Raw genomic sequence first — 26,432 nt, forward strand, 5'->3', positions numbered from 1 at the left:
TCACGAGGCTCCTCCTGCGATCAGCGCGATGAGTTCGGCGCGGGCCGCGGGTTCAGCGAACTCGCCGCGGGCGGCGATGGTCACCGTGGTCGCGTCGACCTGGCGTCCGCCGCGCATCGTGACGCACTCGTGCGACGCCTCGAGCACGACCAGCACCCCGCGCGCATCCAACCCGTTCGCGATCGCATCCGCGATCTGCTCGCCGAGGCGCTCCTGCACCTGCGGGCGGGACGCGAGGATGTCGACGACACGCGGCAGCGCCCCGAGTCCGACCACGCGCTCGGCGGGCAGGTAGGCGAGGTGCGCCTTGCCCGCGAAGGGGAGGAGGTGGTGCTCGCACACCGACCGGAAGCGGACGTCGCGCAGCACGACGGGTCCCGAGGGGAGCGTCTCCGGCGCCGGCCCCTGCGCCACCGAGATGGTGTGTGAGAGCGGTTCGGATGCGTCCTCACCGACGCCGGCGAAGAAGTCGGCGTACAGCTCTGCCACGCGATGCGGGGTCTGCTTCAGCCCGGGACGGTCGGGATTCTCCCCGATCGCCTCGAGCAGCTGGCGGACGAGGTCCGCGACGCGAGGGCGGTCGACGGCCACGACGGCCTACGCGGTCGCGGGACGAGCCTGACCCGACGGACGCTGACGCGGCGTCGCGGGGGTGGCCGCCGCACCCGCCTCCTGCGCTGCGGCCACACCGACCTGCGGCGCGCGCGCCGGCACGTCGACGGGCGGCAGCGGTGAGACCGGGCGCTCGGAGCTGGACAGCCACTGCGGACGCGGGGGCAGCCGCTTCACGTCCGAGAAGATCTCGGCGAGCTCGATGTGATCCAGGGTCTCCTTCTCGAGGAGCTCCAGGGCGAGCTTGTCGAGGATGTCGCGGTTGTCGTTGATGACCTGGTATGCCTCGTTGTGGGCCTGCTCGATGAGAGCCCGCACCTGCACGTCGACGCGCTCGGCCACCCGCTCACTGAAGTCGCGGCCGTGGCCCATGTCGCGGCCCATGAAGACCTCGCCCGAGGACCCGCCGAGCTTGACCGGTCCCACATCCGTGGTCATGCCGTACTCGGTGACCATCTTGCGCGCGATGCTGGTGGCCTTCTCAATGTCGTTCGAGGCCCCCGTGGTCGGGTCGTGGAAGACGATCTCCTCGGCCACGCGACCACCCATCGCGTACGTCAGCTGGTCCTGCAGCTCGTTGCGGGTGACGGAGTACTTGTCGTCGAGCGGCAGCACCATCGTGTAGCCCAGCGCCTTGCCGCGCGGGAGGATGGTGACCTTCGTGACCGGATCGGTGTGGTTCATCGCCGCCGCCGCGAGCGCGTGACCGCCCTCGTGGTACGCCGTGATGAGCTTCTCCTTGTCCCTCATGACGCGCGTGCGACGCTGCGGACCCGCGATGACACGGTCGATCGCCTCGTCGAGGGCGCGATTGTCGATGAGCTGAGCGTCGGAGCGGGCCGTGAGCAGGGCGGCCTCGTTGAGCACATTGGCGAGGTCGGCACCGGTGAAACCGGGGGTCTTGCGGGCGACGACCTCGAGGTCGACCGAATCCGCGAGCGGCTTGCCGCGGCCGTGCACCTCGAGGATCTGCTTACGCCCCTTGAGGTCGGGGGCGTCGACGCCGATCTGACGGTCGAAGCGGCCCGGACGCAGAAGCGCCGGGTCGAGGATGTCGGGACGGTTCGTCGCGGCGATGACGATGACGTTCGCCTTGGGGTCGAAGCCGTCCATCTCGACGAGCATCTGGTTCAGCGTCTGCTCGCGCTCATCGTGACCGCCGCCGAGACCGGCACCGCGGTGACGACCGACGGCGTCGATCTCGTCGATGAAGATGATCGCCGGGGCACTCTCCTTGGCCTGGTTGAACAGGTCGCGCACGCGGCTGGCGCCGACGCCGACGAACATCTCGACGAAGTCGGAGCCCGAGATCGAGTAGAACGGCACGCCCGCCTCGCCGGCGACGGCGCGCGCCAGCAGGGTCTTACCGGTTCCGGGAGGGCCGTACAGCAGCACGCCCTTCGGGATGCGGGCACCCAGCGCCTGGAACTTGGTGGGGTCCTTCAGGAAGTCCTTGATCTCCTGCATCTCTTCGATGGCCTCGTCGGAGCCGGCCACATCCTGGAAGGTGACGGTCGGGGACTCCTTGGTCACGAGCTTCGCGCGCGACTTGCCAAACTGCATGACCTTGCTGCCGCCGCCCTGCGCGGAGGAGATCAGGAACCAGAAGATGATGCCGAGCAGCAGGATCGGCAGCAGGAGCGAGATGAGCCCGTCGAACCAGGTCGCACGCGGGACGACGTCGTTGTAGCCGTCGGACGGCTTGGCGGCGTCGATGGCCTGGACCACCTCGTCGGCGCGGGCACCGACGTAGTAGAACTGCACGTCGTTCGCGCCCTCGTAGGGCTGGGAGAGCTTCAGGTCGACGCGCTGGTCACCGTCGGTGTTGGTCACCTCGGTGACCGTCGAGCCGCTGAGCAGTTCGAGGCCCTGCTGGGTCGTGATCTGCTTCGCCGCCCCCAGGCTCGAGATGAGCGAGAAACCAACGATGAGGAACAGCCCGATCACCAGAACGTACAGGAGCGGGTTGCGCGTGATCTTCTTGAAGTCCATTTCGCGGGGAGACCCCGGCCCTTTCGTCGACGTACCGCCTCCCGACGGTCGTTTCAGGGTAGCGCGGGCTCTCTATGCCGGGTCTGTGCATTCGCCCACGGCGTACAGGCGCGCGCATTCCCGGTCGTTGAGCGGGCGCCACCGGTCGTTGAGCGAGCGCAGCGAGACGAAACGCAGCGCTGGCGGGCTTCGACTCGTCGCTGCGCTCCTCGCTCAGCCCTGACCCGCGACGCATCAGCGCGGCTGCGCCGCGGTGACCCGTCGCGCGTCAGCTGTAGACGTGGGGGGCAAGCACCGCGACGTCGCGCAGGTTGCGGTAGCGCTCGGCGTAGTCGAGGCCGTAGCCGACGACGAACTCGTTGGGGATCTCGAATCCGACGTAGCGGCAGTCGACCTGCACCTTGGCGGCCTCGGGCTTGCGGAACAGCGCGAAGACCTCGACGGATGCGGCGCCGCGGGCGGCGAAATTCTCCAGCAGCCAGCTGAGCGTCAGCCCCGAGTCGATGATGTCCTCGACGATGAGCACGTGCTTGTCGTGGATGTCGGTGTCGAGGTCTTTGCGGATCTGCACGACACCGCTCGAGCGGGTGCCGGTTCCATAGGAGGAGACGGCCATCCAGTCCATCGGCACGAGGCTCGGCAGCGCGCGGGAGAAGTCGGCCATGACCATGATCGCGCCCTTGAGAACGCCCACGAGCACGAGATCCTTGCCCTCGTAGTCGGCGGCCACCTGGGCCGCGATCTCCTCGAGCTTGGCGAGGATCTGCTCCTCGGTGGCAAGAACGGTCGTGAGGTCGTCTGCGATGTCCGCTGCGCGCATGCGTCGAGTCTAGGCGGCGGCACCGGCGGCGCCCTGTGTGCGGGCCGGGTCAGGTCGAGGCGCTGAAGACGATCCGGCCGCCCACGCGGGCCGCGCGGCAGGCGGGCAGGTCGATGGAGCCCTGGCCGCGCCAGTCGGTGACGAGCCGCTCGACCTCCTGCGTCTGGCGGTGCGTGAGGGAAACGTGGAACTCACTGGCCACGACGTGGCGCAGGATGCGGGTGCGCAGCGCCGACGGGTTGGCGGCCAGGGCTGCGACCGAGACGGCGATCCCTGCCTCGGCGGGCTCGACGATGTCTTCGATCGTCTCGTCGATCATCTCGGCGAAAGCCGCCGCATCCGCTCGCAGCTGCTCTGCGGTGCGGGCGAGGGCTTCGGTGATGCCGGGCCCGAGCTCGCGCTCGAGCACCGGCAGCACCCGCTGACGCACCCGCACGCGGGTGAAGGCGGGGTCGTCGTTGTGCGGGTCGTGCCACGGCTCCAACTCGGCGGCGGCGCACGCGGCGAGCGTCGTGGCTCGCGAAACGCCCAGCAGCGGTCGGAGCCACGTGAGACCGGCGTCGTCCTCACGCTCCGGTGCCATCCCGCCGAGGCTCGTCGCTCCCGAGCCCCGGGCGAGTCCGAGCAGCACGGTCTCGGCCTGATCGTCGAGCGTGTGCGCGAGCAGCACCGCAGACGCGCCGAGACGTTCGGCGGCCGCCGCGAGTGCCATGCGACGGGCGTTGCGGGCGGCGGCTTCCAGCCCCTCGCCCGCCGCCGACACCTCGACGCGCACGACCTCGGCGGCGAGCCCGAGCCCGCGGGCGAGATCGGCGGCGCGTGCGGCGACCGCATCCGATCCGTCCTGGAGTCCGTGATCGACCGTCACCGCGGTCGCGCGCACGTCGAGCGCAACGGCTTCGAAGGCGACGGCGGCGGTGAGCGCCAGGGAGTCCGCACCGCCCGAGAGCCCGATGACGACGGCCTGTCCGCGCCGGGATCCGAGCACCGCGCGAACGGCGCGGCGCACCTCGGCGGTGGCGGGGTCGAGTCCGGGTCGCATGCCACCACGCTACTGGCGCGGATGGCGGCGGTTCGGCCGACACGACTCAGCCGGAAAGCCCGCACGGGTCGGTTCCGCGCCGGGTTCCGCGGGTTCTGGCTGAGTCCTGCCCACGGAAGGCCCGAGACGGGCCGACTAGGCTGTGTGGCGAATCCGCTGAACTTCCGAAGGAGCACAGGAATGGGCGCATACGACGCCGTCATCGAGATCCCGCGCGGCAGCCGCGTGAAGTACGAGGTCGACCACGGCACGGGCCGGGTCTTCCTGGACCGCGTTCTGTTCACGCCCATGGGCTACCCCAGCAACTACGGCTTCTTCGAGAACACGCTCGGTGAGGACGGCGACCCGCTCGACGTGCTCGTGCTGCTCGACCGCGACATCTACCCCGGCGTGCTCGCGAAGGTGCGCCCGGTCGCCGTGCTGAAGATGAGCGATGAGGCCGGCGGCGACGACAAGGTCGTGGCCGTGCTGGCGAAGGACCCGCGCTGGGCGCACATCCAGGACGTCGGCGACATCGATGAGTGGACCAAGGGCGAGATCGGCCACTTCTTTGAGCACTACAAGGACCTCGAGCCGGGCAAGTGGGTCAAGGTCGACGAGTGGGCTGGCGCCGCCGAGGCCGAGCGTCTCGTCGCCGAGGCTTTCGAGCGCTTCGAGGAGCACGAGGGTCAGACCAAGACGCAGGGTGAGGGCGAAGCACCCAACTCCCTCTGAGCGCACTCAGACGAAGAGAGCGGATGCGGCACCGGCCGCATCCGCTCTCTTTCTGTCTCGGGCCGTCTCAGAAGTAGATGCCGCGATCCGCCATGAAGTTGCGCGGGTTGACGGTGCCGCTGGGGGTGTAGCACTCGAAGTGAAGGTGGCAGCCGAACGAGTTGCCGGTGTTGCCGACGCCCGCGATGACCTGGCCGGCGTTGACCCATTGCCCTCGTGACACGTAGATGCCGCCGTCGGAGATGTGGGCGTAGCCGGTTCCGTATCCGCCGCCGTGGTCGAGGCGGATGTAGTTGCCGTATCCGCCGTTGCGACCCGCGAACGTGACGGTGCCGCCGGTTGCCGCGTAGATGTTGCCCCAGCATCCGGCCGCAAGGTCGATGCCGTAGTGGTAGCCGCTCGCGCAGTAGCTCGGCCCGCACTGGGAGTAACGGGGACCGTACTCGGAGGAGACGCCGCCACCGGCGGGGCGCACCCATCCTGAGCCGCCGCCACCACCGCCACCGCCGCCCCCGCCACCGCTGCCGCCGCCGGGGTTGTTCTTCGCCGCTTCCTCTGCCGCACGCCGAGCAGCCTCTTCGGCAGCCTTTCGAGCTTCTTCCTCGCGACGCTTCTGCTCGGCCACACCCGCCTGGTAGTCGGCGACCGTCTTGGCGGTGGTGTCCTGCAGAGCCGCGAGCTGCGCCTGCAGCGTGCCGAGGTACTGGTTCTGCTCGTCGAGGGCGGCCTGCGCCGCCTGGGCCGCAGCCTGCGCCTCCTGCATCGCCTGCTCAGCGGCCTGCTGCAGCTTGTCGCGCTCATCGCGAGCCGACTTGGCTTGATCGGTCAGCGACTGGGCGGCGTTACGCGCGGAGACGGCGGAGGCGTAGACATCCTGGTTGCGCTCGAGGAGCTTGTCCATCGTGCCGAGGCGGGCGAGCAGGTCGTCGGCGCCGGCCGCGGAGCCCGCGAAGAAGAGCTGCAGCGACGTGTCGTCGCCACCGGCCTTGTAGAGCTGACTGGCGACGCGACCGGCCTTGTTGGCCGCCTCCGTCGCGGCGGCCGCCTGCGCGTCGGCCTGCGACTGCAGATTGTCGGCACGCGCAGCGGCATCGAAGTACGCCTGCTGGGCGGTGAAGTACTCCTGCGACTTCTGGTCGGCCACCGCCTGCTTGGCGACGACATCGGCCTGCAGCTGGGCGATGAGGTTCTGGATGCGCTGGATCTCGGCGCCCTTGGCCGCCTCGTTGTTCTTCGCTCTCTGCACGTCGTCCCACGAGGGGTAACCGTCGATCGCGAACGCTTGGGGCTGGAGCGGGCCGGCCAGCGCGGCGAGTCCGACGACGCCGAGCGCACCGGCACCCAGCGCGACGCGGCGGGTCATCGTGGGCCAGAGGGCGCGCTTCTCTTGGGCGGTGGGGCCGCAGCCGCAGTCCTCTTCCACCCCGGTCAGGTCTTCGGCAGTCACAGCAGCCCCTCGTTCACCGGCGTAACACCGATAACACTAACAACATCAGTCACATCCGCAACGGCTTCTTCGAGCGCAGGATGCTGGTGGTCCCGCGCCATCCTCTCCCCTGATCGACGCCCCGTCGGGCAGCGACGCGCGCGGGCGGTCGGACCCGATTTCGCATTTGCTGGAACCTCGCCTATGCTTGCTCTTCGGTAAGCGTGAGCCCGAAGGGTTCATCCGGCCCCATCGTTTAGCGGCCTAGGACGCCGCCCTTTCACGGCGGTAGCACGGGTTCGAATCCCGTTGGGGTCACACAACCGAATACAATTAAACAAGCATGGCCCTGTAGCGCAGTTGGTTAGCGTGCCGCCCTGTCACGGCGGAGGTCGCGGGTTCAAGTCCCGTCAGGGTCGCTCTGAGCGACGGGCCCTTCTCGAAGGGCCTTTCGTTTAGGACGCGGCATCGCGTCGCCTCGCGCGATACGGATGCCGCGGGGCTCTGTAGCTCAGTTGGTAGAGCGCACGACTGAAAATCGTGAGGTCACGGGATCGACGCCCGTCGGAGCCACAAGGGTGATCGTTACAATCACCCCAGAAACCCTCGCGTAGCTTCTACATCGCGGGGGTTTTGCTTTTGTGTGGTGACGAACGGTCTCTGCACGGTGTTGCCGGGCCGGGGGCACGCGCGAAGCCCGGTGGTCGGCACGGGAATCGGGCTCGCTGTCAGCGGTTAGCTCGCCTCGACCCTCGGCGGGGTCGTTCGGGTCGTTGACATGGCCGGCGGAGACTCCTTCACCCCGTGGCGGCCCGGACAAGCGCCGTCGAATCACCGGCATCGGCCAGGACGACGGCGTGCTGACGAGCAACCGAGGTCGACAGGTCAGCGTCCTTCCGCCGCGCGGGCGAGACGACGCCCCGCCTCTTCGAGCCAATGCTCCGCGCCGCGCTGCGCATCATCGGCGCCACCGGCGAGCGCGGTCAACGAGACGGCGGCCTGGAATGCGGTCGTATCGGCGTCCGCATCGATACGACCGGCGACTAGAGCAACGGGCGCAGCGGAGCGGGCCGCCACGACACCGGGCACCTTCCCCGACGCTGACTGCACGTCGTAGGCGCCCTCACCGGTGACGACCCAGGATGCGCCCCGCGTCGCCGCATCCAATTCGATCAGGTCGGCGACCGCTGCCGCGCCGGGCGTGAGCCGTGCGCCCCACGCCGACAGCGCGAATCCGACGCCGCCTGCGGCGCCCGCACCGGCGGAATCCGGATCGACGTCGAACAACTCGGCGTACCGGCGCAGCGCCGCATCCACCTTCCCGAGCTCGCCCTCCGCGAACCCCTTCTGCGGACCGAACACCGCCGCGGCGCCCCGCGCGCCGCACATCGGGTGGGTCACATCCGTGAGCACGATCGCCCCGCCGGGCGGCAACGGACGGGCAGTCGACAGATCGACGGAGCGGATCGTGTCCAGCCCACGCGCGCCGCGCTCCGGATCGCCGGCGATCGCCGCTCCGAGCGCGGCGAGCATGCCCGCGCCGCCGTCCGTCGAGGCACTGGACCCGATGCCGAGGATCAACCGTGACACTCCCTGATCGAGTGCGGCGGCGATCGCCGCGCCGAAGCCGCACGACGTCGCGTTCCAGGGGTCGAGATCGCCCGAAAAGAGCTCGATGCCCGCCGTCGACGCCAGATCGATCACCGCGGTCCCCCGCGGCGTTTCGTCGTCGGCGGGCAGCAGCAGCCACGACGTCGTGACCGGCGGCAGCGACGGCCCCGGCGCCGGAACCTCGAGCGGGATGCGGCGGGCGCCCGGCACGGCATTCGCGAACGCGTCGAGCGTCCCCTCGCCGCCGTCCGCCATCGGGCGTAGCAGTGCGTCGATGCCCGGGTCGACCTGCCGCCAGCCCACGGCGAGCGCACGGGCGGCGACCGCCGCGGTGACGGAACCCTTGAAACTGTCGGGGGCGAAGACGACGCGCGTCATCGGATGTCGGGGGTGCTCGCGCGCAGGATGACCTCGGCGGGCGCGGCCTGCGGCGGACGTGGGTCGTCGGTCAGCGCAAGATGCAGCGCGGCCGCGCCGATCTGCTCGAGTGGGATCCGCACCGTCGTGAGCCCCGGAGTCACGTCGCGCGCCGTCGGGATGTCGTCGAAGCCTGCAACGGCCACATCCGCGCCGACCTCGCGGCCGCTCGATCTGATCGCCGCGGCTGCTCCCAGTGCCACCACGTCGTTGGCCCCAAACACGACGGTGCCGGCGGGTAGCGGACCCTCGAGCACCGCCGCCATCGCACGCTCGCCGTCCTCTCGCGTGAAGCCACCGCGCCGCAAGTCGAGCTCTCCCCCGTCGGGCAGGAACCCGGCGGCAAACCCACGCAACCGCTCGTCCGAGGTGCGAAGCCCCTCCCCCGCTCCGATGACAAGCGCACGGCGATAGCCGCGCGCGCGGAGCGCCTGCCCGAGCAGAGCGGCACCCTCCTCGTTGGCGACCGGCAACGCACGCATGCCCGCCGCACCGCTGCCCAAAGCGACCACGGCGCACCCGGCTTCGACGAGCGCGTCGGTCTCGCGGCGCAGCTCGAGTGACGGTTCCTCGCCGAATCGCGAGCCGGCAAGGATGACCGCCCGGGGCCGTTGCCCACGCAGCACATGCAGCAGCTCGATCTCGCGCTCGGGGTCACGGCCGGCCACGGCCACGACGAGGTGGAGTCCGGCATCGGATGCGGCGGCGGTGACACCCGCCGCGATCTGACCGAAGTACGGGTCGGCGATGTCGGAGACGACGAGCGACACCAGCGCCGCAGAACCGCGCGCCGTGGCCTGGGCGTAGAGGTTGGGCGAGTATCCCAGCTCGGCGGCTGCGGCGATCACTCGGTCGCGATAGGAATCGGCGACCTTGCGCGCCGAGCCGTTCAGCGCCCGCGAGGCCGTCGCCGCCGACACGCCGGCGCGGCGTGCCACGTCGTCGAGCGTGGGCGCGCGCCGCGCGGGATTCACGCCGTTCACGCCCGCGAGTCTACGGCGGAACGCAGCCACGGCGAGACGGTCTGCGCGAAGCCCGCGGCCACTCGGGCGACGACCTCGTCCGCCGGAAGCGCCCAGATGTCGGCGTTGAAGATCTCCACCTCGATGTCGCGGTCGTAGCCTGTCGCAACGACCGCGCGGGTGAGCGCGCCGATGTCGATCACGCCGTCGCCCGGGTAATGGCGACCGAGCAGTACGTCGGCAGGCAGCGGCGTCTTCCAGTCGCAGACCTGGTAGGTGGCGATGCGTCCCTCACGGCCCGCTCGGGCGATCGAGTCGAGCACGTCCGGATCCCAGAAGACATGGAACGTGTCGACCGTGGCGCCCACGACCTCCGGCTCGAACGAGGCAGCGATGTCGAGCGCCTGCCCGAGGGTCGAGACCACGCAGCGATCCGTCGCGTACATCGGATGCAGAGGCTCGATCGCGAGCGTGACGCCGGCCGCAGCGGCGTGCGGGGCAAGTTCTCCGATCGCGTCGCGCACACGCTCCCGAGCTCCCCCGATGTCTCGCGACCACTCGGGGAGCCCACCCGCGACCAGCACGAGGATGGCCCTGGAGCCCGGCGCCCCCGCGGCGGCGAGCGCCGCGGTCTCCTCGATCGCTACGAGATTGTCGTCGATCGATGCGCGGCGGGCCGACCCCTCGGGCATGGTGAAGAAGCCGCCACGGCAGTGCGTCGTGAAGCGGAGTCCCGAATCGGCGAGCATCGCGGCCGCCGTGGCGAGCCCGACCTCGTTCACCGGCTCGCGCCACAGCCCGATCGCGGGGATGTCTGCCTCGGCAGTGACCCGCAGGGCCGTCGCGAGATCGGCGTACTTGATCGTGGCCTGGTTGATCGACAGGCGCGGATCCGCGGTCATGCGACGACTCCGTTCACCTGCAGGAGAGAGTGCCAGCGGGATGCGGCGAGGTCGGGGCGCTCGAACGCCTTCGCATCGTTCGCGAGTTCGACGATGCGCGAGAGGTGCGGCACGCTCCGCGCGGACTGGAGGCCGCCGACCATCTGGAAGGCGGGCTGGTGCCCGTTGAGCCAGGCCAGGAATGCGACGCCCGTCTTGTAGTAGAAGGTCGGCGGCGCGAAAATCTGGCGCGAGAGCGCCTCGGTGGGCGCGAGCACCTCGAGGTAGCGCGCGGGATCCCCCGCGTCGAGCGCCTGGATCGCAGCGGAGGCCACGGGTGTCAGCGCCGCGAATGCTCCGAGCAGCGCGTCCGAGTGCTGTCTCGACGACGACGGATCCCGCTCGGGCTGAGGGGCATCCGGCACATCCGCGCCGCCGATGAGACCGACGTAGTTGAAGTCGTCGCCGGTGAACATGCGCACCGACTCGGGCAGGCGCTCGCGGACGAAGACCTCGGATGCGGCGTCGAGCAGACTCATCTTCACGCCCGCGATCCTGTCGGCGTGCTCCTCGAGGATCTCGAGCAACACGCTCGACGCGCTCAGCCAGTCGTCGGCGCCGAAGTACCCGCGCAACTCGGGGTCGAACGCGGTGCCCAGCCAGTGCAGCACGACGGGCCCGCTCGCGCGCGACAGCACCTCGTCGTACACACGGCGGTAGTCGGCCGGCCCCTCGGCCGCGCGGGCGAGGTGGCGCGAGGCCATGAGGACGGGCTGGGCCCCCTGGTCCTCGGCGAAAGCGAGCTGCGCGAGGTAGGCGTCGACCACACCGCCGAGGGGGATGCGTTCGTCGTCGACGTGATCGGTGTTGACTCCCACCACGACCGATCCGCCCTCTTCACGGGCCACCTCGGCCGATCGGGCGATGAGTTCACGGGTGGCCGCCGCATCCAGTCCCATGTTCCGCTGCGCCGTGTCCATCGCGTCCGCGACGCCGAGCCCCCACGAGTACACGTTGCGGCGGAACGCGAGCGTCGCGTCCCAATCAATGTCGGCGGGCCGCCCCGGCGTGTTGTCGGCGTGCGTCTTTGGGACCACGTGGGCTGCCGCGTACGCGACGCGGCTGCGGAGCGGAACGGCTGGGCGCGTGAAGCCGGAGGTATCGGCGATCGGGACGCGCCGGAGCGCGCCATCGTCGGCGAGGAGCGTGAGATCCGTCATCGGTCAGTCCAGCGACAAAGCGGGCAGCGCGACCTTGCGGCCCTCGCGGCTCGACTGCAGCCCCGCCTCGGCCAGCTGCACACCGCGCGCGCCCGCGAGCAGGTCGAACGCGTACGGGGTGCCGGTCGCGTACGAGGTGAGGAACTCCTCCCACTGCTGACGGAAGCCGTTGAGGAACACGTCGTTCGTGGGCACCGCCTGCCAGTCGGCGTCGTAGTCGTGGTCGTCCCGAAGATCGGGGTTCCACACCGGCTTGGGCGTCGCGTTGCGGGGCTGGATCTTCGCGCCGAAGAGGCCCACGACGGCCGAGCCGAGGGTGCCGTCGACGTGGAACTCGACGAGCTCGTCGCGGTTGACGCGCACCGTCCACGAGGAGTTGATCTGGGCGACGACGCCACCCTCGAGCTCGAAGACGCCGTACGCGGCGTCCTCGGCCGTCGCCATGTAGTGCTCGCCGTTCTCGTCCCACCGGTCGGCGATGTGGACGGCCGCCTGCGCGTAGACGGACTCCACCTGGCCGAACAGGTTCTCGAGCACGTAGTTCCAGTGCGGGAACATGTCGACGATGATCCCGCCGCCGTCCTCTGCGCGGTAGTTCCACGACGGGCGCTGCGCGGGCTGCCAGTCCCCCTCGAACACCCAGTACCCGAACTCGCCCCGCACCGACAGGATGCGGCCGAAGAACCCCGAGTCGATCAGACGCTTGAGCTTCTGCAGGCCGGGGAGGTAGAGCTTGTCGTGCACGACGCCGGTCTTGACGCCCGCGTCCGCGGCGAGCCTCGCAAGTTCGAGCGCCTCATCGAGCGACTCGGCCGTCGGCTTCTCGGTGTAGATCGTCTTGCCGGCGGCGATCGCCTTGCGAAGCGCGGCGGCTCGCGCCTGGGTCACGAGGAAGTCCGCGTAGATCTCCCAGCGCGGATCGGCGAGCGCCGCATCCAGATCGGTCGTGTAGTCCTCGATGCCGTGTTTGGCTGCCAGCGCGGCGAGCTTTGATTCGCTGCGCCCGACCAGCAGCGGGACGACCGTCAGCGTGTTCCCGTCTGGAAGCTCGATTCCGCCCTGGTCACGGATCGCGAGGATCGACCGCACGAGATGCTGGCGATAGCCCATGCGCCCCGAGACGCCGTTGAGGATGATCCCGACCTCACGCGTGCGCGTCGAGGTTGGCGTGGCGGCGAGTGTCGTCGATGACATACGGGGATCCTTTGCGGAAAGAGTGGTAAGCGCTTTCCAACCTGCCATGGGAATGCGCTTTCCGCAACCTCCACCCCACTGCACGCAAGAAGGGCCCCCGCGCAAGCGGAAGCCCTTCTGTGCCGTGTCAGCCCTTGAGTCCGGTCTGGGCCAGCCCCTCGACGAACTGCTTCTGTGCGAACACGAAGACGATCAGCACGGGCAGCGCCGTCATGGTCGAGGCGGCCATCTGCACGTTCCACATCTCCCCGCCGTACGCGTCGGTGTAGCGCGTGAGCGCCTGCGGCAACGTGAACAGCTCGGGCGACAGCAGGTAGACGGTCGGTTCGAGGTACAGGTTCCAGACGTGCAGGAAAGTGAAGATCGCCACTGCGGCGAGCGCCGTGCGCGACAGTGGCACCGCGATCCGCCACCAGATCGCCCACCGGCCGAGCCCGTCCAGACGCGCCGCCTCTTCCAGCTCGACCGGAAGGGTCAGGAAGAACTGCCTCATGATGAACGTCGCCAGCACGCTGGGCGCTCCGAACGTCGTCACGAGTAGGAGCGGCCAGTGCGTGTTCACCAGCCCCAGAGCGTTGAACATCTGGAACAACGGGACGATCGTGACCTCGCTCGGGATGAGCAGGCCGACGAGGACGACCAGGAACAGGACGTTCTGGCCGGGAAAGCGGATGCGGGCGAACGCGTACCCCGCCATCGCGGCGATCAGCATGGTTCCCACCGTCACGACGACCGCGATGTAGAGGCTGTTGAAGTACTGCTGCGCGAACGGCTGGATGGTGAAGGCGTCCGCATAGGCCTGCAGCGTCGGATCGGCCGGCCACAGACTGGGAGGGAACGCGAAGATCTCGTTCACCGGTTTGAGCGACGATGTGATCATCCACCACGTCGGGAAGACGAAGGGGATGGCCAGAACGCTCAGCACGCCGTAGAAGACGACCTTGCGCCCGGCGGACGAGGATCGGCGCGGAGGCTTGTCCGGCCGTCGACCCGCCGCATCCAGATTCGGTACAAGCGAGCCCGCGGGCTCGGCGTCGAGCACGGCGTCAGTTCTCATAGAAGACCCATCTCTTGCGGAGCTGCCACTGCGCGATCGTGAGCACGAGGACGATGATGAACAGCAGGATCGCCAGCGTCGAGCCGTAGCCGAAGTGGTGGAAGTCGAACGCCTGCTGCACCAGGTAGTACACGAGGACCGTGGTCGAGATCCCCGGGCCGCCCTGCGTGAGGACGGCGATCTGCGCGTACACCTGCAGCGACCCGACGATCGTGATGATCAGCGTCAGGAGGATGGTCGGCGAGATGAGCGGGACGATGATGCGGCCGAAGATCTGCCGCTCATTCGCTCCGTCGACCTTCGCGGCCTCCTGCAGCTCGCGCGGCACGCCCTGGAGCGCCGCGAGGAACAGGACCATGTTGAGCCCGACGTTCTTGAAGACCTGCACGACGATGACACTGAGCAAGGCGGTCGGCCCCTCTCGGAGCCAGTTGGGCCCGTCGACGCCGACGAGGGCGAGCAGCCCGTTGATGCCGCCGTTGTCCTGCAGGAGGAAGCCCCACACGATCGTCCAGGCGACCAGCGAGACGACGACGGGAGAGAAGAAGATCGTGCGGAATGCGGTCACCCCACGCCACCGCCGGTTCAACAGCACCGCGAGCAGCAGCGCCAGCGACAGGTTGAACACCACCAGGCCGACCGAGAAGATCCCGGTCGCCGTGAGCACCTCGCCCATCTGCGGGTCGGAGAAGAGCGCCTCGACGTTCTCGAGTCCGACGAAGGTGAAGGTTCCGGCCAGCACGTTCCACTCGTGCACCGAGTAGTAGAAGATCAACACGAGCGGCACGAGAACGAACAGCACGATGCCGATCAGCTGCGGGGCGATGAAGACGTATCCGGCGAGGGCGTCCTTGCGCTGATACGTCAGCCACGGGCGACGGCGCGGGGGGCTCCCGGGCCGCGAGGCGTCGCGACCCGGGAGCACAGGCGATACGGAGGTCGTCATCGTCTCAGAGCAGAGGTTCGATCGCGTCGCAGGTCTTCTGCAGCGTTCCGGGGATGTCCGCATCCGCGACCCAGAGGCCGTCCAGCGCCGCCCGGACCTGCTGACCGATCTCGGCTGAGTCAGTGTGGCTCGGGCGGACGACGCCGTCCTCGACCGCCGGCACCACGACGGACTCGATCTGCTCCGCCGTGAGTAGCGGGTTCGCCGCCGACAGTGTGTCGACGTTCAGCAGCGAGGTGCGCGGCGGCGGAAAGTACTGCGCGAGCTGCGCGGCGTTCTCGGGGTTCGTGAAGAACGCGAGGAACGCCGCGGCGGCCGCGGTGTTCTTGCCCTGCGCGAGCACGCCCAACCCGGCCTGGCCGGTCACGGCGTACTCCCCCACCGGACCCTCGGGCAGCGGGAGCAGGTTCCAGGCGAACCCACCCTCGGCCAACAGGTTGGCGCGAGAGATCTGGGTCACCGTGAAAGCGGACTCTCCCGCGAAGAAGTCGGCCGACGTGCCCGGCCCTGGCATCGAGGAGTTGTCGAACGCTGCGGCGTGAAGGAACTCGAAGGCCCCCACCATCTCGTCGCTGGCGAACGTGCACTCGGAGCCGTCCTCGCTCCACGGGGCGGCTCCCCATCCGTTCCAGACGGTGGAGAGGTAATCCCAGTTGAGGTAGTCGAAGTCGCGCACGACGAAACCGGCACGACCGGTCGCCGCATTGACCGCCGAGCCAATCTCGCTCACCGTCTCCCAGTCCCAGGATCCGTTGGCGAGTAGCTGGGCCGAAGTCGGCTGACCCGCCTGCGCGAGAAGGTCGTCGTTCGCGAACACGACGAACGGCGAGGTGCTGAAGGGATAGGCCAAGAGGTCGTCGCCGCTCTCCCACAGCTCCAGCGCGTTCGGCGCGAGGTCGTCGAACTGGTAGCCGTCGGTGCTCTCGAGCACGTCGTTCAGCGGCAGGAGCGCGCCGCTCGAGACGAAGTCCGGCGCGGCGTTCTCGAGCACCCACGCGAGGTCGGGGGCGTTGCCTCCGGCGATCTGCGTGGTCACCGTCGAGGTGTAGTCGTCGAATGGCAGGGGCTCGAACGTGATCGATGCGATCTCGGGATGGTCTGCGATGTACGCGTCGGCGATGGAGTCGAACAGCGCCAGATGGTCTTCGTTGGAGGTCCACACCGTCATGCGCAGTTCGATGTCCTCGGTGGGCTCGGCCGGTGTCGTCGGACCGCCCGCGCACGCCGCGAGGCCGAGGGTCGCTGCCGCGGCGATCGCGGCGGCAGCCAGCGTCTTTGCTGATCTCATTGCTGTCTCTCCTAGTAGCCGCGGACGTCGGGCCAGTGCAGCTCGACGCCCTGTCGGGTGAGGGTGTTCTGGAACTCATGCAGAAGGGCGGGGGATCCGTGGACGGCGCGTGGGCGCTCGCCGTGGTCGATGCAGAAGGCCGCGAGCGCACCCGCCGCCTCGCCGATGTTCCACTCCACCGGGTGGAGTCGGAACGCGCCGTTGGTGATGTGGGTCGTTCCGGCGTTCTTGCCACCGGGCAGCAGATTCTCGAGCCGCCGCGGGATCAGTATTCCGAGCGGGATCTCGAAGGGGACGCTGGCGATGTCGAGATAGTTGTCGCCTCCGGTCGACGGGTGCAGGTCGATGCGGTACATCCCGATGCCGACGCTGTCGGGCACGGTGGCGGGCTTGGCATCGCCGCGTACCTCGATCGACAGGTCGTTTTCGGTCACGCGCGAGACCGCGCGGATGCGGCGCGACTCCCGGATGTAGGGCGCCATCGCGAGGCCCTCCACACCTTCGGTGATGTCGCCGCGGAGACGCAGCCCGGAGAAGCCCGTGCCGCCGTCGGGGCGAGGCGCCTCCGTCTGCAGCCAGTACAGCATCGACAACGATTGCTGCCGCGCGGCCGCCTCGTGTCGAGCGGCCTCTTCGGGTGACACGTCGATGATCGAACCGCCCAGGTAGTCGATCATCGGCCAGTTCACCAGCACCAGGTCGCTGTCGAGGGCGCCGGGCAGCAGGTTGTCGCGCGCCAGGATGCGGCGGAAGGTCCACAGCTCGCGGTCACCGGGGTCCTTGCCCTGGTCGGCGACCGCCTCGGCCGGCGCCGCGTGGGGCGTGAAGGTGCGGGTGAGGATCTCGAGGCTCCGGGGATCGGGCCCGGTGAGCGAGATCATGGGCGCGCCCCAGTAGTCCGGCTGCGCGGAGCGCCATGTGTCGTACTGCGTCGGCCGATCGATCGTGTGGTCCCCGTCGACATGGTCCACGACGAAGCACCAGCTGAAGGCCTGCTGGTTCTCGGGCTGCGCGACGTCGGGCGCGCTCGGCTCGCCGGTGTCGGCGCGGCTCTCGAACCCGGTCACGTACTCTGCCCCTGCGAGAGGGAGCAGATCGCCGAGCTCCGTCGCATCCACCACGTACGCCGCCTCGACCTCGATCAGCGAGCCGTCGTCGAGTCGCCGCAGAGTGACGGATCGGATGCGGTCGCCCGCTGTGTCGACAGCCTGCGCGCGCGCAGGCAGCAAGATCGTGAGTCGACCGGACGAGAGGTAGGGCGCCAGCATCCCGTCGATCACGGCGACACCGGCCCGGGGCTCGGCGCACATCCGGCTCACGAGGCCGTTCCCCGGGTTGAGGGTGCGATCGGCGCGCGCCGCGGGCGTGAGCGGGTACCACCGCCGGTAGTGGTCGCGGATACCCTCGCGCAGGCGCCGGTATCGTGCGGTGGCACCGAACTGCTCGATCCAGCTGTGCTCGTCGAGCGGCACCGCCTGACTCGTGAGCTGCCCACCGAGCCACGCGTACTGCTCGGTGAGAACCACGGAGCGGCCGGCTTCGAGGGCCGCGAGCGCGGCCGCGACGCCGCCCAACCCTCCGCCGACGACGAGGACATCGGTGCGTAGGCCGGTCATCGCGCCACCGCCGCAGCGCCGAGGGTCTCCCCGTCGAGGATCGGGCAGGGCAGGAGCACGCGACGCTCGCCCGCGGGCACCGCGTCGCCCTCGGCGAGGATGCGCGCGAGAAGCTCGACCGCGCGCTCGCCCAGTTCGGCGCGGGGAGGCTGCAGCCGCGTCAGCTCGGCGGCGTCGGTGCCGGGCCGCGATGTCGATCCGAGTGCGACCACACTCAGGTCCGTCGGCACCGAGACGCCGTCGCGGACGGCGCGCTCGAGGAGTGCGGCCGCCAGGCCCGGCTCCTCGACGACGAGCAGAGTCGCCCCGCTCGCGCGGACAGCGCTCCAGTCGGCGTCGACGTCGGTGCCGTCGGTGGTGCGGTCGGTCAGGGCCAGGCCTGCCGCGCGCGCACCTTCGACGACCCCGCGCCGACGATCGAGCACCGACTCACCGAGGCTCGAGCGGTGCAGGAAGATCGCGTCTCGGTGCCCCCACCCGCCCGCTCGTCGCACGAGCTCCGCAGCCGCTGACGCGTAGTCGATGCCGACATAGGGGATCCCCGGGGTGTCGCGCCGACCGACGGCGACGACACGGAAGCCGTCGGCGACGAGACGAGCCAGCTCGTCGGGGTTCATCTCGACGCCGAGGAGGAGGACGCCGTCCGCCAGCCGCAGCCGATTGCGCTCGTGGAACAGCTCGCGACGACCGTCGGCCACAGGAGCGCTCGTGAACAGGAGAAGGTCGGATCCGACCGTCTCGGCGCCCGCTTCGATGCCGGCGAGAAGCGGCGTGTAGAAGTCGAGGCTCTCGGACGGGAAGGCGGGCTCGTAGGTGAAGACACCGAGGATGTGGTTGTCCGCTCCGGCCAGACGGCGAGCCGAGGGATCGGCGACATAGCCGGTCTCCTCGATCACCTTGAGGATCCGGTCGCGCGTGTCCTGCGGGATCCGGACGCTGCCGTCCGTGCGTCCGTTGAGGACGAACGAGACAGTGGACTGGCTGACTCCTGCCAGCTGCGCGATGCGCTGCTGGGTGATCCGGCCGGTGTCGCTACGGGACATGTGCTCTCCGTCGAGTGGGGCTGATAATGCGCATCATCACGATGCGAACCTCACGCTAATGCGCATGATCGGATCGCGCAAGGACGAGTTTCCTCGTCGCCCTTCGCACTGGCGGGTGGCGTGCTTTCCGGCGTAGGCTGACATCGGCGTGATGATAATGCGCATTATCATCACGCCGCGCGGATCACAGTCGCTCCGCGCCCACTTCTGGAAAGGCACGATGACGTGAAGAAACAGTCCGCTGTTCCGCTCCGCGTGCGTGGGCTCCTGCTCGCCGCCGCGCTCCTCGCTCCGACACTCGCGCTGCCCGCCGGCGCCGTTGCGTCCGAGCCCCTCCCCGACTTCACCTACGCCGCAGAGCTGACCGTCGCCGAGGAGCTCCAGTTCAACCCCACGAACGAGTTCATCTTTCCCAGCGTGTTCCATGCGGGCGAGCACCTCACCGACCCGCTCGGCGAGTGGTACCTGTACTACGCCCCGCACAACGACCCGGGCGGCATCGCGCTCATGTACGCGGACTCCCTGGACGGGCCCTGGACGGAGTATGCGGCGAACCCGATCATCGAGGCCGTCTGGTCGCCGCACTACACCGCGAACCACGTGTCGAGCCCCGATGTGATCTGGAACGACCAGGAGCAGCAGATGTTCCTGTACTTCCACGGCCGCAATGACACGACCCGATTCGCGACCACGACCGACGGGGTCACCTTTGCTTACGGCGGCATCGCGGTGAACACAGCCATGCTCGGCGACGCCTCGCGCGAGGCGTCGTACGGCCGCGTCTTCACCCACCCCGACCCGACATCGGCGTTCGAGTACGGCATGTTCTTCATGGAGAACACCACGGCGGGTGCGCGCCGCATCCGTCTGGCCGAGTCGGTCGACGGCCGCGCGTGGACCGTGCGTCCGAACCCGATCGTCACGCCCTCCAACGGAGACGGCGGCAACGTGTCGGCCGCCAACCTCTGGCAGTGGGACGAGCAGTGGTACGTGATCTACCACAACTCCGAAGGCCGAATCATGGCTCGGGCGGTCGATCAGACCCTCACCACCGTGGGAGCTCCCGTCATCCTCCACACCTCCAGCGGCGTCGCGCCCGACACGGGTCGCGTGGCGGCACCCGAGATCGTCTCCGAGGGCGACACAACTTACCTGTTCTACGAGGGCGGTGGTCGTCTCGGAGCCACCGTCATGTACGCGACGGCGACCACCGGCACGACGACTCCACCGCCCTTCACCCTCGCCGTGACCGCGTCCGCCACCACGGCGTGCAGCGCCGGGGCCGCGACGCTGTCAGTCACCGTACGCAACGATTCGACCGCCGCGAACGACGTCCGCATCACGACGGCAGTGGGCGAGCGCAAGCTGATCGGCGTCGCCGCGGGCGCGAACAGGACGGTGACCTTCACCGCACCCGGAGCGACGCTCGACGCAGGCACAGCATCCGTGAAGGCCTTCGCACGGGCCGAGGGCGTTGCGCACGAGCAGACGTGGCCGGTGAGCCACCCCGCACGTTCATGCTGACGAACGGGCGCGCGCTCCTCAGGGGGCGTGCGCCCGCCTCACCGTCTGGCGGCCCACCGCGTGAGGCGCACGAGAAGGTCACGCACGGCGGGTGCAGCGTAGGCCTCGACATCGTGTCCGAGCGCGTCGTAGGCGGTGCGCCGGCCGTCGTGCTCGACGGTCCAGACCACGGCGTGCGACTCTCCTCCGTGATCCTGCGTGTAGAGAATGCGGGTGTCATCCGCGACGCGGAGCCACGAATATGCCTCGTCGACGGTTTCGATCTCGTCGATCCCATCGGTGAGCGCGGTGTCGCACGCCGCTCGCAGCACCAGCGGGCCGCGTTCCGGGTGCATCGTCGTGCCCCGCACCCAGCGGCCGCCGAGCCGGTCCTCCCACTCCGGGTCGGCGGGGAACATCGTCGCGGCGACATGCAGCACCAGCAGACCACCCTCGAACCCGCCGATCAGCGCGCCGGCACGCGGGTCGAGCGGATGCGGCTGCCCACCGCCTCCGGCATTGACGATGAGGACATCCGAGCCGCCCAGCGAGCGCTCGAGCGCGTCGAGCTCGTCGACGACGTCGACCTCGAGCCCGTGCCCCCGAAGGATGTCGGCAATGACGGCACTCGTCTCGGCGAACGGATGCCAGGGGTCGACGAAGTCGCCCCCGCCCGAGAACACGACGGCCCGGGTCATGCGGGTGCTGCGGTCGAGGCCCGAAGCACCAGGCGGGGCTCGACGTGGAGATGAAGGGGCGGTTCGGCACTCGGCTCGCGGATCAGGTCGATCAGCGTCCGCGTGGCAAGGGCGCCCACGCGGCGGCGGTCGGGTGCGACCGCCGAGATCGGCGGGTCGGCGTGGGCCGAGACGTCGTCGTCGTAGGCGACGATCGACAGCTGCTCCGGCACCGCGATCCCCCGCGAGCGGGCGTTCTGCAGCAGGCCGAACAGCGAGTTCTCGTCACCATGACAGAACAATGCCGTCGCACCGGTGCGTTCGACGGCGTCCATCACGACGTCGCTTCCCCCGCGCTCCCATCGAGGCCCCGACCCGAGTTCGTCCGGCCCGAGGATCACGCTCTCGGGATCCAGGTCGAGCCGATCGAGCGCATCGCGCCACCCACGCCGCACGAACTCGGAGCTCTGCGAACTACCGCGGCTGACCATCAAGAGCCGCCGGTGTCCGAGTCCGGCCAGATGCTGCAGCGCGGCGAAGACGCCCCGCTCGTGCGCCGAGCGCACCGACGTCACCGAGCCCAGACCGCCGCCGGGGGTCTCGCGCTCGACGAACACCACCGGCACGCTCAACCGTTCGAGCATGTCGAGGAAGCCGGGCGGGGCGACACGCTCGGAGACCGTCGGCACCCACAGCAGCCCGTCGATTCCGCTCGCGACGAGTTCATCGACAAGGCGATACTCCTCGTCGAGGTCGTACTCCGAGATGACGAGCTTCATCTCGCCCCCGGAGGCCAAGACGTCGTCGATGCCCTCGACGACGTAGCGGTAGTAGTACGAGGTGGGCATGACGACACCGATGGTCCCGGTGAAGTGCGGGACGGTGACGGATGCGGGGAGCGGGCGGTCGGCACGCAGCACCGCTCCCCCGCGGACTTTCTCCAGCATCTGCTCGGCGACGAGCGAATCGAGATCGCGGCGCACCGTGACGTGGGAGACACCCAGGTCGTCCACGAGGGCGGTGATACTCACGGCCCCGTCCTGCTGAGCGCGACTCAGAATACGCGCGCGGCGTTCGGCAGCGAGCATCGCGGTCCCCCTTCGGAGCGGATTACAGCATTCAGCCTAACGACGACGCACGCGTCGGATCACGACGACACCAGGATGATCGATCTATTTAAATATCGTTACGAATCTTGCCATTTGTTTCACCTCACGTCGATACTGGCTCGCGTTGCAGCGATGGCGCTGCAACGAACTCCGGAGGAGGAGCCATGACTCGAAGACGAGCGATGTCTATCTGGAAGGCGGCCGCCGCCGCGACGGCCGTCGCGGTGGGTGGGGCGGTGATCGCCGCCCCACCCACGCACGCCGCCACCGTCGAACGCGTCGCAGTGAGCCAGGCGGGCTACAGCGCCACAGGCTTCAAGACCGCGTCGGTGATCGCGGACGCGGCTCTGCCCGCTTCGACGACCTGCCGCATCCTGCAGGGACAGAGCGTGGTTGTCCCCACCTGCACGCTCCTCGACCGCGGCACCGTGTGGGGCGACCGCGTGTACGCCATCGACTTCAGCACTCTCGCTACGGTCGGCGACGACTATGCGCTGGAGGTCGGCGGCGTGCTGTCGCCCCGATTCTCCATCGCCCAGAACGTGTGGTCGGGCTACCTCGACGAGATGACCGCCTTCTACCGTCTGCAGCGTTCCGGGGTCGCGACGAGCGACGCCTATCCCGCGGGCTACAGCAGCATCGCGCCGTCGGACAAGATCTTCCATGGACCGGGACACCTCGATGACGCGGCGTCGGAGGACGGCACCGTCCACTACGACCTGACCGGCGGCTGGTACGACGCCGGCGACTACGGAACCTACGGCGGCAACCAGTGGGTCGGGGGCAACATCGCCATCACCTACCTCCGTTACGGCGACACCCCCGAGGTCGCGTTCGACAACGACGACAACGGCGTCCCCGATCTCGTCGACGAGGCGCGCTTCGGCAGCGAATACCTGCTGCGGATGCTCGACGCCTTCGACGGGGCGTTCTGGGATGTGAAGGGCAGCGGAGGCTTCCAGCACCCGGATTCCCACACGGACGGCATCGTCGGCACGGCTGACGACCGTCGTATCTCGGGCTACGGCGTCGGCGGCTCGGCTAAGGCGGCGGGCTCACTGGCCGCGACAGCCCGGGCCATCGAGAAGGCGATCGCCGACGGCCGCATCCCGACCGCCGAAGTCGCCGGCTGGCAGACGTTCGCGGACGAGGCCGAGGCGGGGGCAGTGGCGTTCTACCAGTACGTCGACGCGCACCGCTCCGACCCGCTCGGCGGGTACTCGACGACGCGAGGCGGCATCGCCAACTCGCTCCTGTTCGCCGAGGTCCAGCTGCACCTGCTGACCGGTGACGCCGCCTACCGCACGTCGGCGGAGGCCACGATCGCCGCCACCGAGTACTCGGTGCTGTCCAACACGAACTACTGGGACATGGCGCCGCTGTCGATGGCGGAGCTCTACCCGGCCGCCACGGCGACCGGAAAGACGAACATCCAGCGCTACCTCAAGAAGCAGCTGGACTACTTCCTGTCGACGACGGACGACACGCCCTACGGCGTGGTGAACCAGTTCAAGAACTTCGGCGTGAATGAGCCTCACATCTCGTACGTCGCCGATGCCCTGCGCTACTACGAGCTCTTCGGCGACCAGCGTGCGCTGAAGGCGGTCCAGCGCGGCCTCTACTGGGTCTTCGGCAACAACCCCTGGGGCACGAGCTGGGTCTCGGGCGTGGGCGAGAACTCGGTGAAGTTCCTCCACACCCGACTCGACGAAGAGGCGCAGAGCCAGACCGGAACCGGAGTGGTGCTCCCCGGCGCCCTGGTGAGCGGACCCAATGCGAAGGACCCGCTCGACGTCCGCAGCGCGAGCCCGTGGTACGCCGACCGGCCCGTGTGGCAGGACAGCGGTCAGCAGTGGCGCTACAACGAATACAGCGTCAGCATCCAGACCGGACTGTTCTCGACTCTGTTCGGGCTGACCGCGATCGGCGGCGCCGCCTGGTCGACCGGGACGCCGCCCACCGCGCTGAACGTCACCTCTCCCCAGATCGGCGACTACGTCACCGGTGATGTCACGGTCTTCGCTCAGAGCGGGAGCTCGCTCACCCAGCACGCGCTCGGACCGAACTGGACTCCGATGTCGGCTGCCGGCGGCGTCTCGACCGGCACGATCGACGTCGACGCGCTCGCCCCGTACACGACCGCACGCGTGGATGTCCGCGGTACGCAGGCGAGCGGGGCCCACTCCTACTCGTCCACCCACTACACGGTGGCGCCGCCGCTGCCGAGCCCCGACAGCCCGCTGCTGTACGACGGCTTCGGCCGCGACGGCGTGTTCGGGATGCAGGGCTACACCTGGGTCAACTGGTACAACAACCATGCCGGCGTCGGATCGGCCACCAACACCACGGTCGACGACCGCACGGTGGTGAAACTGTTCCAGAACCCCGCCTCCGCGATGTCGCAGGCGAAGTTCCAGCCCTGGCACCACTCGGTGGATGCGGGTGGCTACCGCTATCTCACAGTGACGATGCGCAGCCCCTCACCGAACCTTCGCCTGCGCATCGAGGTGTCGGATCCGGACTCGAACCACCGCGTGACGGGGAACGCGCCCATCGCGGTCTCTTCGCAGTGGACGACATACGCGTTCGACATGGCGGCTTTCCCCGGTCTCGACCGCACCAAGGCGAAGCTCGTGTTCTGGCTGCAGCAGACGGCGGACACCGACGGCGAGCTCTTCGTCGACGAGGTCAGCTTCACGAACCAGGCCAGCGGCACGCCGCCCACGCTGTCGGGCATCTCCCACACCTCCGGGACGCTCACGACCGGCACGGATGTCACCGTCCAGGCGACCTACACGGACGCGGACGGCACGCCGCCGCACGCCGTCGAACTGGTTCTGGACGGCGTCATCCACCGGATGACGGCGGTGGATCCCGCCGACACCGATGTGACCGACGGAGTGGTCTACGCCGTCACGCGCCGGTGGGTCAAGGGCGTGCACAGCTACGAGGTGCGCACGACCGACACCACCTCCAGCGTGGTCACTTCACCCGCGGTGACCGGGGTCGTGGTCGGATGATCGCGCGCGCGGGGGCGGGTCGCTTCGGCGGCGCGCCCCCGCGCCTGCGGTGCTCAGGCGATGACACCCAACGAGGCGGCATCGACGCGGTGCCACGGCGCCCTGCCGCCGACGAGGGCCTCGAGGTCATCGAGGGCCGAGTCCGTCAGACGCAGCGTCTCGGCGTGCATGGCGCCGGCGATGTGCGGGCTCAGCACGATCCCCGGCGTCTCGAACAGCGGAGAGTCGGCGGGCAGCGGCTCCGGATCGGTGACGTCCAGGACGGCACGCAGGAGGCCCTCGCGACACCGCGCGATGAGCGCGTCGGTGTCGACGAGAGACCCCCGGGCGGTGTTGATGAGCACGGCGTCCGGGCGCAGCATCCGCAGCCGTCGGGCATCGATCAGGTGTCGGGTCTCGGGCAGCTCCGGTGCGTGGATCGTCACGACATCGCTCGCGGCCATCAGTTCGTCGAGATCGGTGAGGCGAGCCCCGACGGATGCGGCGAAGTCGCGGTCGACGTGGGGGTCCGCGGCAAGCACGTCGAGATCGAACGGGCGCAGCAGCTCGGCCACCCGCCTGCCGACCCGCGACAGTCCGACGATGCCCACCGTGCCGCCGAAGGTGATCGCCGGAGGGATCGCATCGCGCCACGCGCCCGCGACATCGCGCGAGCGGGCGTAGCCCTCGATGTAGGCGGGAGCACGTTTGGCCTCCAGCAGGATCGTCGCGAGCGTGAACTCGGCGACGGGGATGGCGTTGGCGTCGGCCGCGCTGGTGACGACTATCCCCCGATCCCAGAGCTCGGGCGAGACGAGGTGCTTGACGGAGCCGCCGGTGTGGATCAGGCCGCGCAACCGGGGCGCCGTCGCAAGGAGGTCGGCTCCGATGGCCGGTCCGCCCCAGCCGGTCAGAAGGTAGTCCGTCTCGGCCAGGCGTGCACGCGCCTCGGCCGTGGCGAGGGTGTCGACGCGGATCGGCGACGGCAGGCGGACGAGCCGACGCAGTCGCTCAAGACGGACGTCGTCGAAGAGATCCGCGAAGGCCCGTGCGCCCATGAGGAGCAGCGCCGACGGGGCGTGCTCGTCGGTGTCGTCGCTGACAGATGCGGCCATGTCGACGAGAGAACCACACTCGACGCACTTTTCACAAGTTTTAAAGCTCGGTTTTCTATCTTGATCGAACTTATTGCATTCTGTGTCAAGCTTCCCCATACTGGGCGCAGCACACGACGGAGTGGGCCCGGGACTCCCGGTCACCGCCCCCGTCGGTTAGCCACGCGACCGCACCTGCGGTCGCGACC

At 69.2% G+C, this 26,432-nt stretch carries 21 protein-coding genes and 3 tRNA genes; 6 read left to right on the top strand and 18 right to left on the bottom strand.

Features of this window, described 5'->3' with window-relative positions:
• From folE to tilS, 4 genes are all read right to left on the bottom strand, one after another.
• Positions 1–591, bottom strand: coding sequence for a GTP cyclohydrolase I (gene folE / locus ACYVJS_RS06190; protein ID WP_460738742.1), 591 nt, complete (start codon positions 589–591; stop codon positions 1–3).
• A 6-nt stretch (positions 592–597) separates the two neighbouring features.
• Entirely contained in the window at positions 598–2,604 is a 2,007-nt protein-coding gene (gene ftsH, locus ACYVJS_RS06195) for an ATP-dependent zinc metalloprotease FtsH (RefSeq protein ID WP_460738744.1), read from the bottom strand.
• Positions 2,605–2,872: 268 nt separating this feature from the next.
• Entirely contained in the window at positions 2,873–3,424 is a 552-nt protein-coding gene (hpt, locus tag ACYVJS_RS06200; RefSeq protein ID WP_243230918.1) for a hypoxanthine phosphoribosyltransferase, read from the bottom strand.
• Between the two features lie 49 nt (positions 3,425–3,473).
• The gene (gene tilS, locus ACYVJS_RS06205) at positions 3,474–4,466 is read right to left on the bottom strand and encodes a tRNA lysidine(34) synthetase TilS (RefSeq protein WP_460738747.1); all 993 of its coding nucleotides are present in this window, start codon (positions 4,464–4,466) and stop codon (positions 3,474–3,476) included.
• 180 nt (positions 4,467–4,646) lie between these two features.
• Between tilS and ACYVJS_RS06210 the strand changes: the two genes are divergently transcribed.
• Complete coding sequence (locus ACYVJS_RS06210) at positions 4,647–5,180, top strand: inorganic diphosphatase (protein ID WP_460738749.1); 534 nt, start codon at positions 4,647–4,649, stop codon at positions 5,178–5,180.
• Positions 5,181–5,247: 67 nt separating this feature from the next.
• Here the strand turns inward: ACYVJS_RS06210 and ACYVJS_RS06215 are convergent, their stop codons facing one another.
• A complete protein-coding gene (locus tag ACYVJS_RS06215; protein ID WP_460738751.1) occupies positions 5,248–6,627 on the bottom strand; it encodes a peptidoglycan DD-metalloendopeptidase family protein in 1,380 nt (459 codons plus the stop codon).
• Positions 6,628–6,851: 224 nt separating this feature from the next.
• On the opposite strand from ACYVJS_RS06215, the gene ACYVJS_RS06220 reads away from it, so the two are divergent.
• The 3 genes from ACYVJS_RS06220 (at position 6,852) to ACYVJS_RS06230 (ending at position 7,179) form a co-directional block, all read left to right on the top strand.
• A tRNA-Glu gene (locus ACYVJS_RS06220) sits at positions 6,852–6,924 on the top strand.
• Positions 6,925–6,951: 27 nt separating this feature from the next.
• Positions 6,952–7,025: transfer RNA gene (locus tag ACYVJS_RS06225), tRNA-Asp, on the top strand.
• An 81-nt stretch (positions 7,026–7,106) separates the two neighbouring features.
• A tRNA-Phe gene (locus ACYVJS_RS06230) sits at positions 7,107–7,179 on the top strand.
• 312 nt (positions 7,180–7,491) lie between these two features.
• Here the strand turns inward: ACYVJS_RS06230 and ACYVJS_RS06235 are convergent.
• The 10 genes from ACYVJS_RS06235 to ACYVJS_RS06280 all read right to left on the bottom strand — a co-directional run bounded on the left by ACYVJS_RS06235 (position 7,492) and on the right by ACYVJS_RS06280 (position 18,841).
• Positions 7,492–8,595 (bottom strand): glycerate kinase, encoded by a 1,104-nt coding sequence (locus ACYVJS_RS06235; protein WP_460738753.1) that lies wholly within the window; start codon positions 8,593–8,595, stop codon positions 7,492–7,494.
• Positions 8,592–9,617 (bottom strand): LacI family DNA-binding transcriptional regulator, encoded by a 1,026-nt coding sequence (locus ACYVJS_RS06240; RefSeq protein ID WP_460738755.1) that lies wholly within the window; start codon positions 9,615–9,617, stop codon positions 8,592–8,594. The genes ACYVJS_RS06235 and ACYVJS_RS06240 overlap by 4 nt, the downstream gene beginning before the upstream one ends.
• Positions 9,614–10,498 carry a sugar phosphate isomerase/epimerase family protein gene (locus tag ACYVJS_RS06245; RefSeq protein ID WP_460738757.1) on the bottom strand — a complete coding sequence of 295 codons (885 nt, stop codon included), beginning with the start codon at positions 10,496–10,498 and terminating at the stop codon, positions 9,614–9,616. The genes ACYVJS_RS06240 and ACYVJS_RS06245 overlap by 4 nt, the downstream gene beginning before the upstream one ends.
• Positions 10,495–11,697, bottom strand: a complete 1,203-nt coding sequence (locus tag ACYVJS_RS06250; RefSeq protein WP_460738759.1) for a dihydrodipicolinate synthase family protein — start codon at positions 11,695–11,697, stop codon at positions 10,495–10,497. Before ACYVJS_RS06250 ends, ACYVJS_RS06245 begins: the two co-directional genes overlap by 4 nt.
• A 3-nt stretch (positions 11,698–11,700) precedes the next feature.
• Positions 11,701–12,891, bottom strand: coding sequence for a Gfo/Idh/MocA family protein (locus ACYVJS_RS06255; protein ID WP_460738761.1), 1,191 nt, complete (start codon positions 12,889–12,891; stop codon positions 11,701–11,703).
• Positions 12,892–13,018: 127 nt separating this feature from the next.
• Complete coding sequence (locus ACYVJS_RS06260; RefSeq protein ID WP_460738763.1) at positions 13,019–13,948, bottom strand: carbohydrate ABC transporter permease; 930 nt, start codon at positions 13,946–13,948, stop codon at positions 13,019–13,021.
• The gene (locus tag ACYVJS_RS06265) at positions 13,938–14,894 is read right to left on the bottom strand and encodes a carbohydrate ABC transporter permease (RefSeq protein ID WP_460738766.1); all 957 of its coding nucleotides are present in this window, start codon (positions 14,892–14,894) and stop codon (positions 13,938–13,940) included. Before ACYVJS_RS06265 ends, ACYVJS_RS06260 begins: the two co-directional genes overlap by 11 nt.
• Positions 14,895–14,898: 4 nt before the next feature.
• Positions 14,899–16,182, bottom strand: a complete 1,284-nt coding sequence (locus tag ACYVJS_RS06270; protein WP_460738768.1) for an extracellular solute-binding protein — start codon at positions 16,180–16,182, stop codon at positions 14,899–14,901.
• 11 nt (positions 16,183–16,193) lie between these two features.
• Positions 16,194–17,798 carry an FAD-dependent oxidoreductase gene (locus ACYVJS_RS06275; RefSeq protein ID WP_460738770.1) on the bottom strand — a complete coding sequence of 535 codons (1,605 nt, stop codon included), beginning with the start codon at positions 17,796–17,798 and terminating at the stop codon, positions 16,194–16,196.
• Positions 17,795–18,841 (bottom strand): LacI family DNA-binding transcriptional regulator, encoded by a 1,047-nt coding sequence (locus ACYVJS_RS06280; RefSeq protein ID WP_460738771.1) that lies wholly within the window; start codon positions 18,839–18,841, stop codon positions 17,795–17,797. Before ACYVJS_RS06280 ends, ACYVJS_RS06275 begins: the two co-directional genes overlap by 4 nt.
• A 225-nt stretch (positions 18,842–19,066) precedes the next feature.
• Here ACYVJS_RS06280 and ACYVJS_RS06285 point away from each other — a divergent pair, with 225 nt between their 5' ends.
• Positions 19,067–20,365: a glycoside hydrolase family protein gene (locus tag ACYVJS_RS06285; RefSeq protein ID WP_460738773.1), complete on the top strand. Its 1,299-nt coding sequence runs from the start codon at positions 19,067–19,069 to the stop codon at positions 20,363–20,365.
• A gap of 38 nt (positions 20,366–20,403) precedes the next feature.
• Here the strand turns inward: ACYVJS_RS06285 and ACYVJS_RS06290 are convergent, their stop codons facing one another.
• Both ACYVJS_RS06290 and ACYVJS_RS06295 read right to left on the bottom strand, forming a co-directional pair.
• A complete protein-coding gene (locus ACYVJS_RS06290) occupies positions 20,404–21,042 on the bottom strand; it encodes a ThuA domain-containing protein (protein WP_460738775.1) in 639 nt (212 codons plus the stop codon).
• A complete protein-coding gene (locus tag ACYVJS_RS06295) occupies positions 21,039–22,109 on the bottom strand; it encodes a LacI family DNA-binding transcriptional regulator (protein WP_460738777.1) in 1,071 nt (356 codons plus the stop codon). The genes ACYVJS_RS06290 and ACYVJS_RS06295 overlap by 4 nt, the downstream gene beginning before the upstream one ends.
• Before the next feature lie 185 nt (positions 22,110–22,294).
• Here ACYVJS_RS06295 and ACYVJS_RS06300 point away from each other — a divergent pair, with 185 nt between their 5' ends.
• Positions 22,295–25,150: a glycoside hydrolase family 9 protein gene (locus tag ACYVJS_RS06300; protein WP_460738779.1), complete on the top strand. Its 2,856-nt coding sequence runs from the start codon at positions 22,295–22,297 to the stop codon at positions 25,148–25,150.
• A 53-nt stretch (positions 25,151–25,203) separates the two neighbouring features.
• On the opposite strand, the gene ACYVJS_RS06305 is transcribed toward ACYVJS_RS06300, so the two are convergent.
• A complete protein-coding gene (locus tag ACYVJS_RS06305) occupies positions 25,204–26,244 on the bottom strand; it encodes a hydroxyacid dehydrogenase (RefSeq protein WP_460738781.1) in 1,041 nt (346 codons plus the stop codon).
• Between the last annotated feature and the right edge of the window lie 188 nt (positions 26,245–26,432).

The sequence above is a fragment of the Microbacterium neimengense genome (assembly GCF_054782995.1).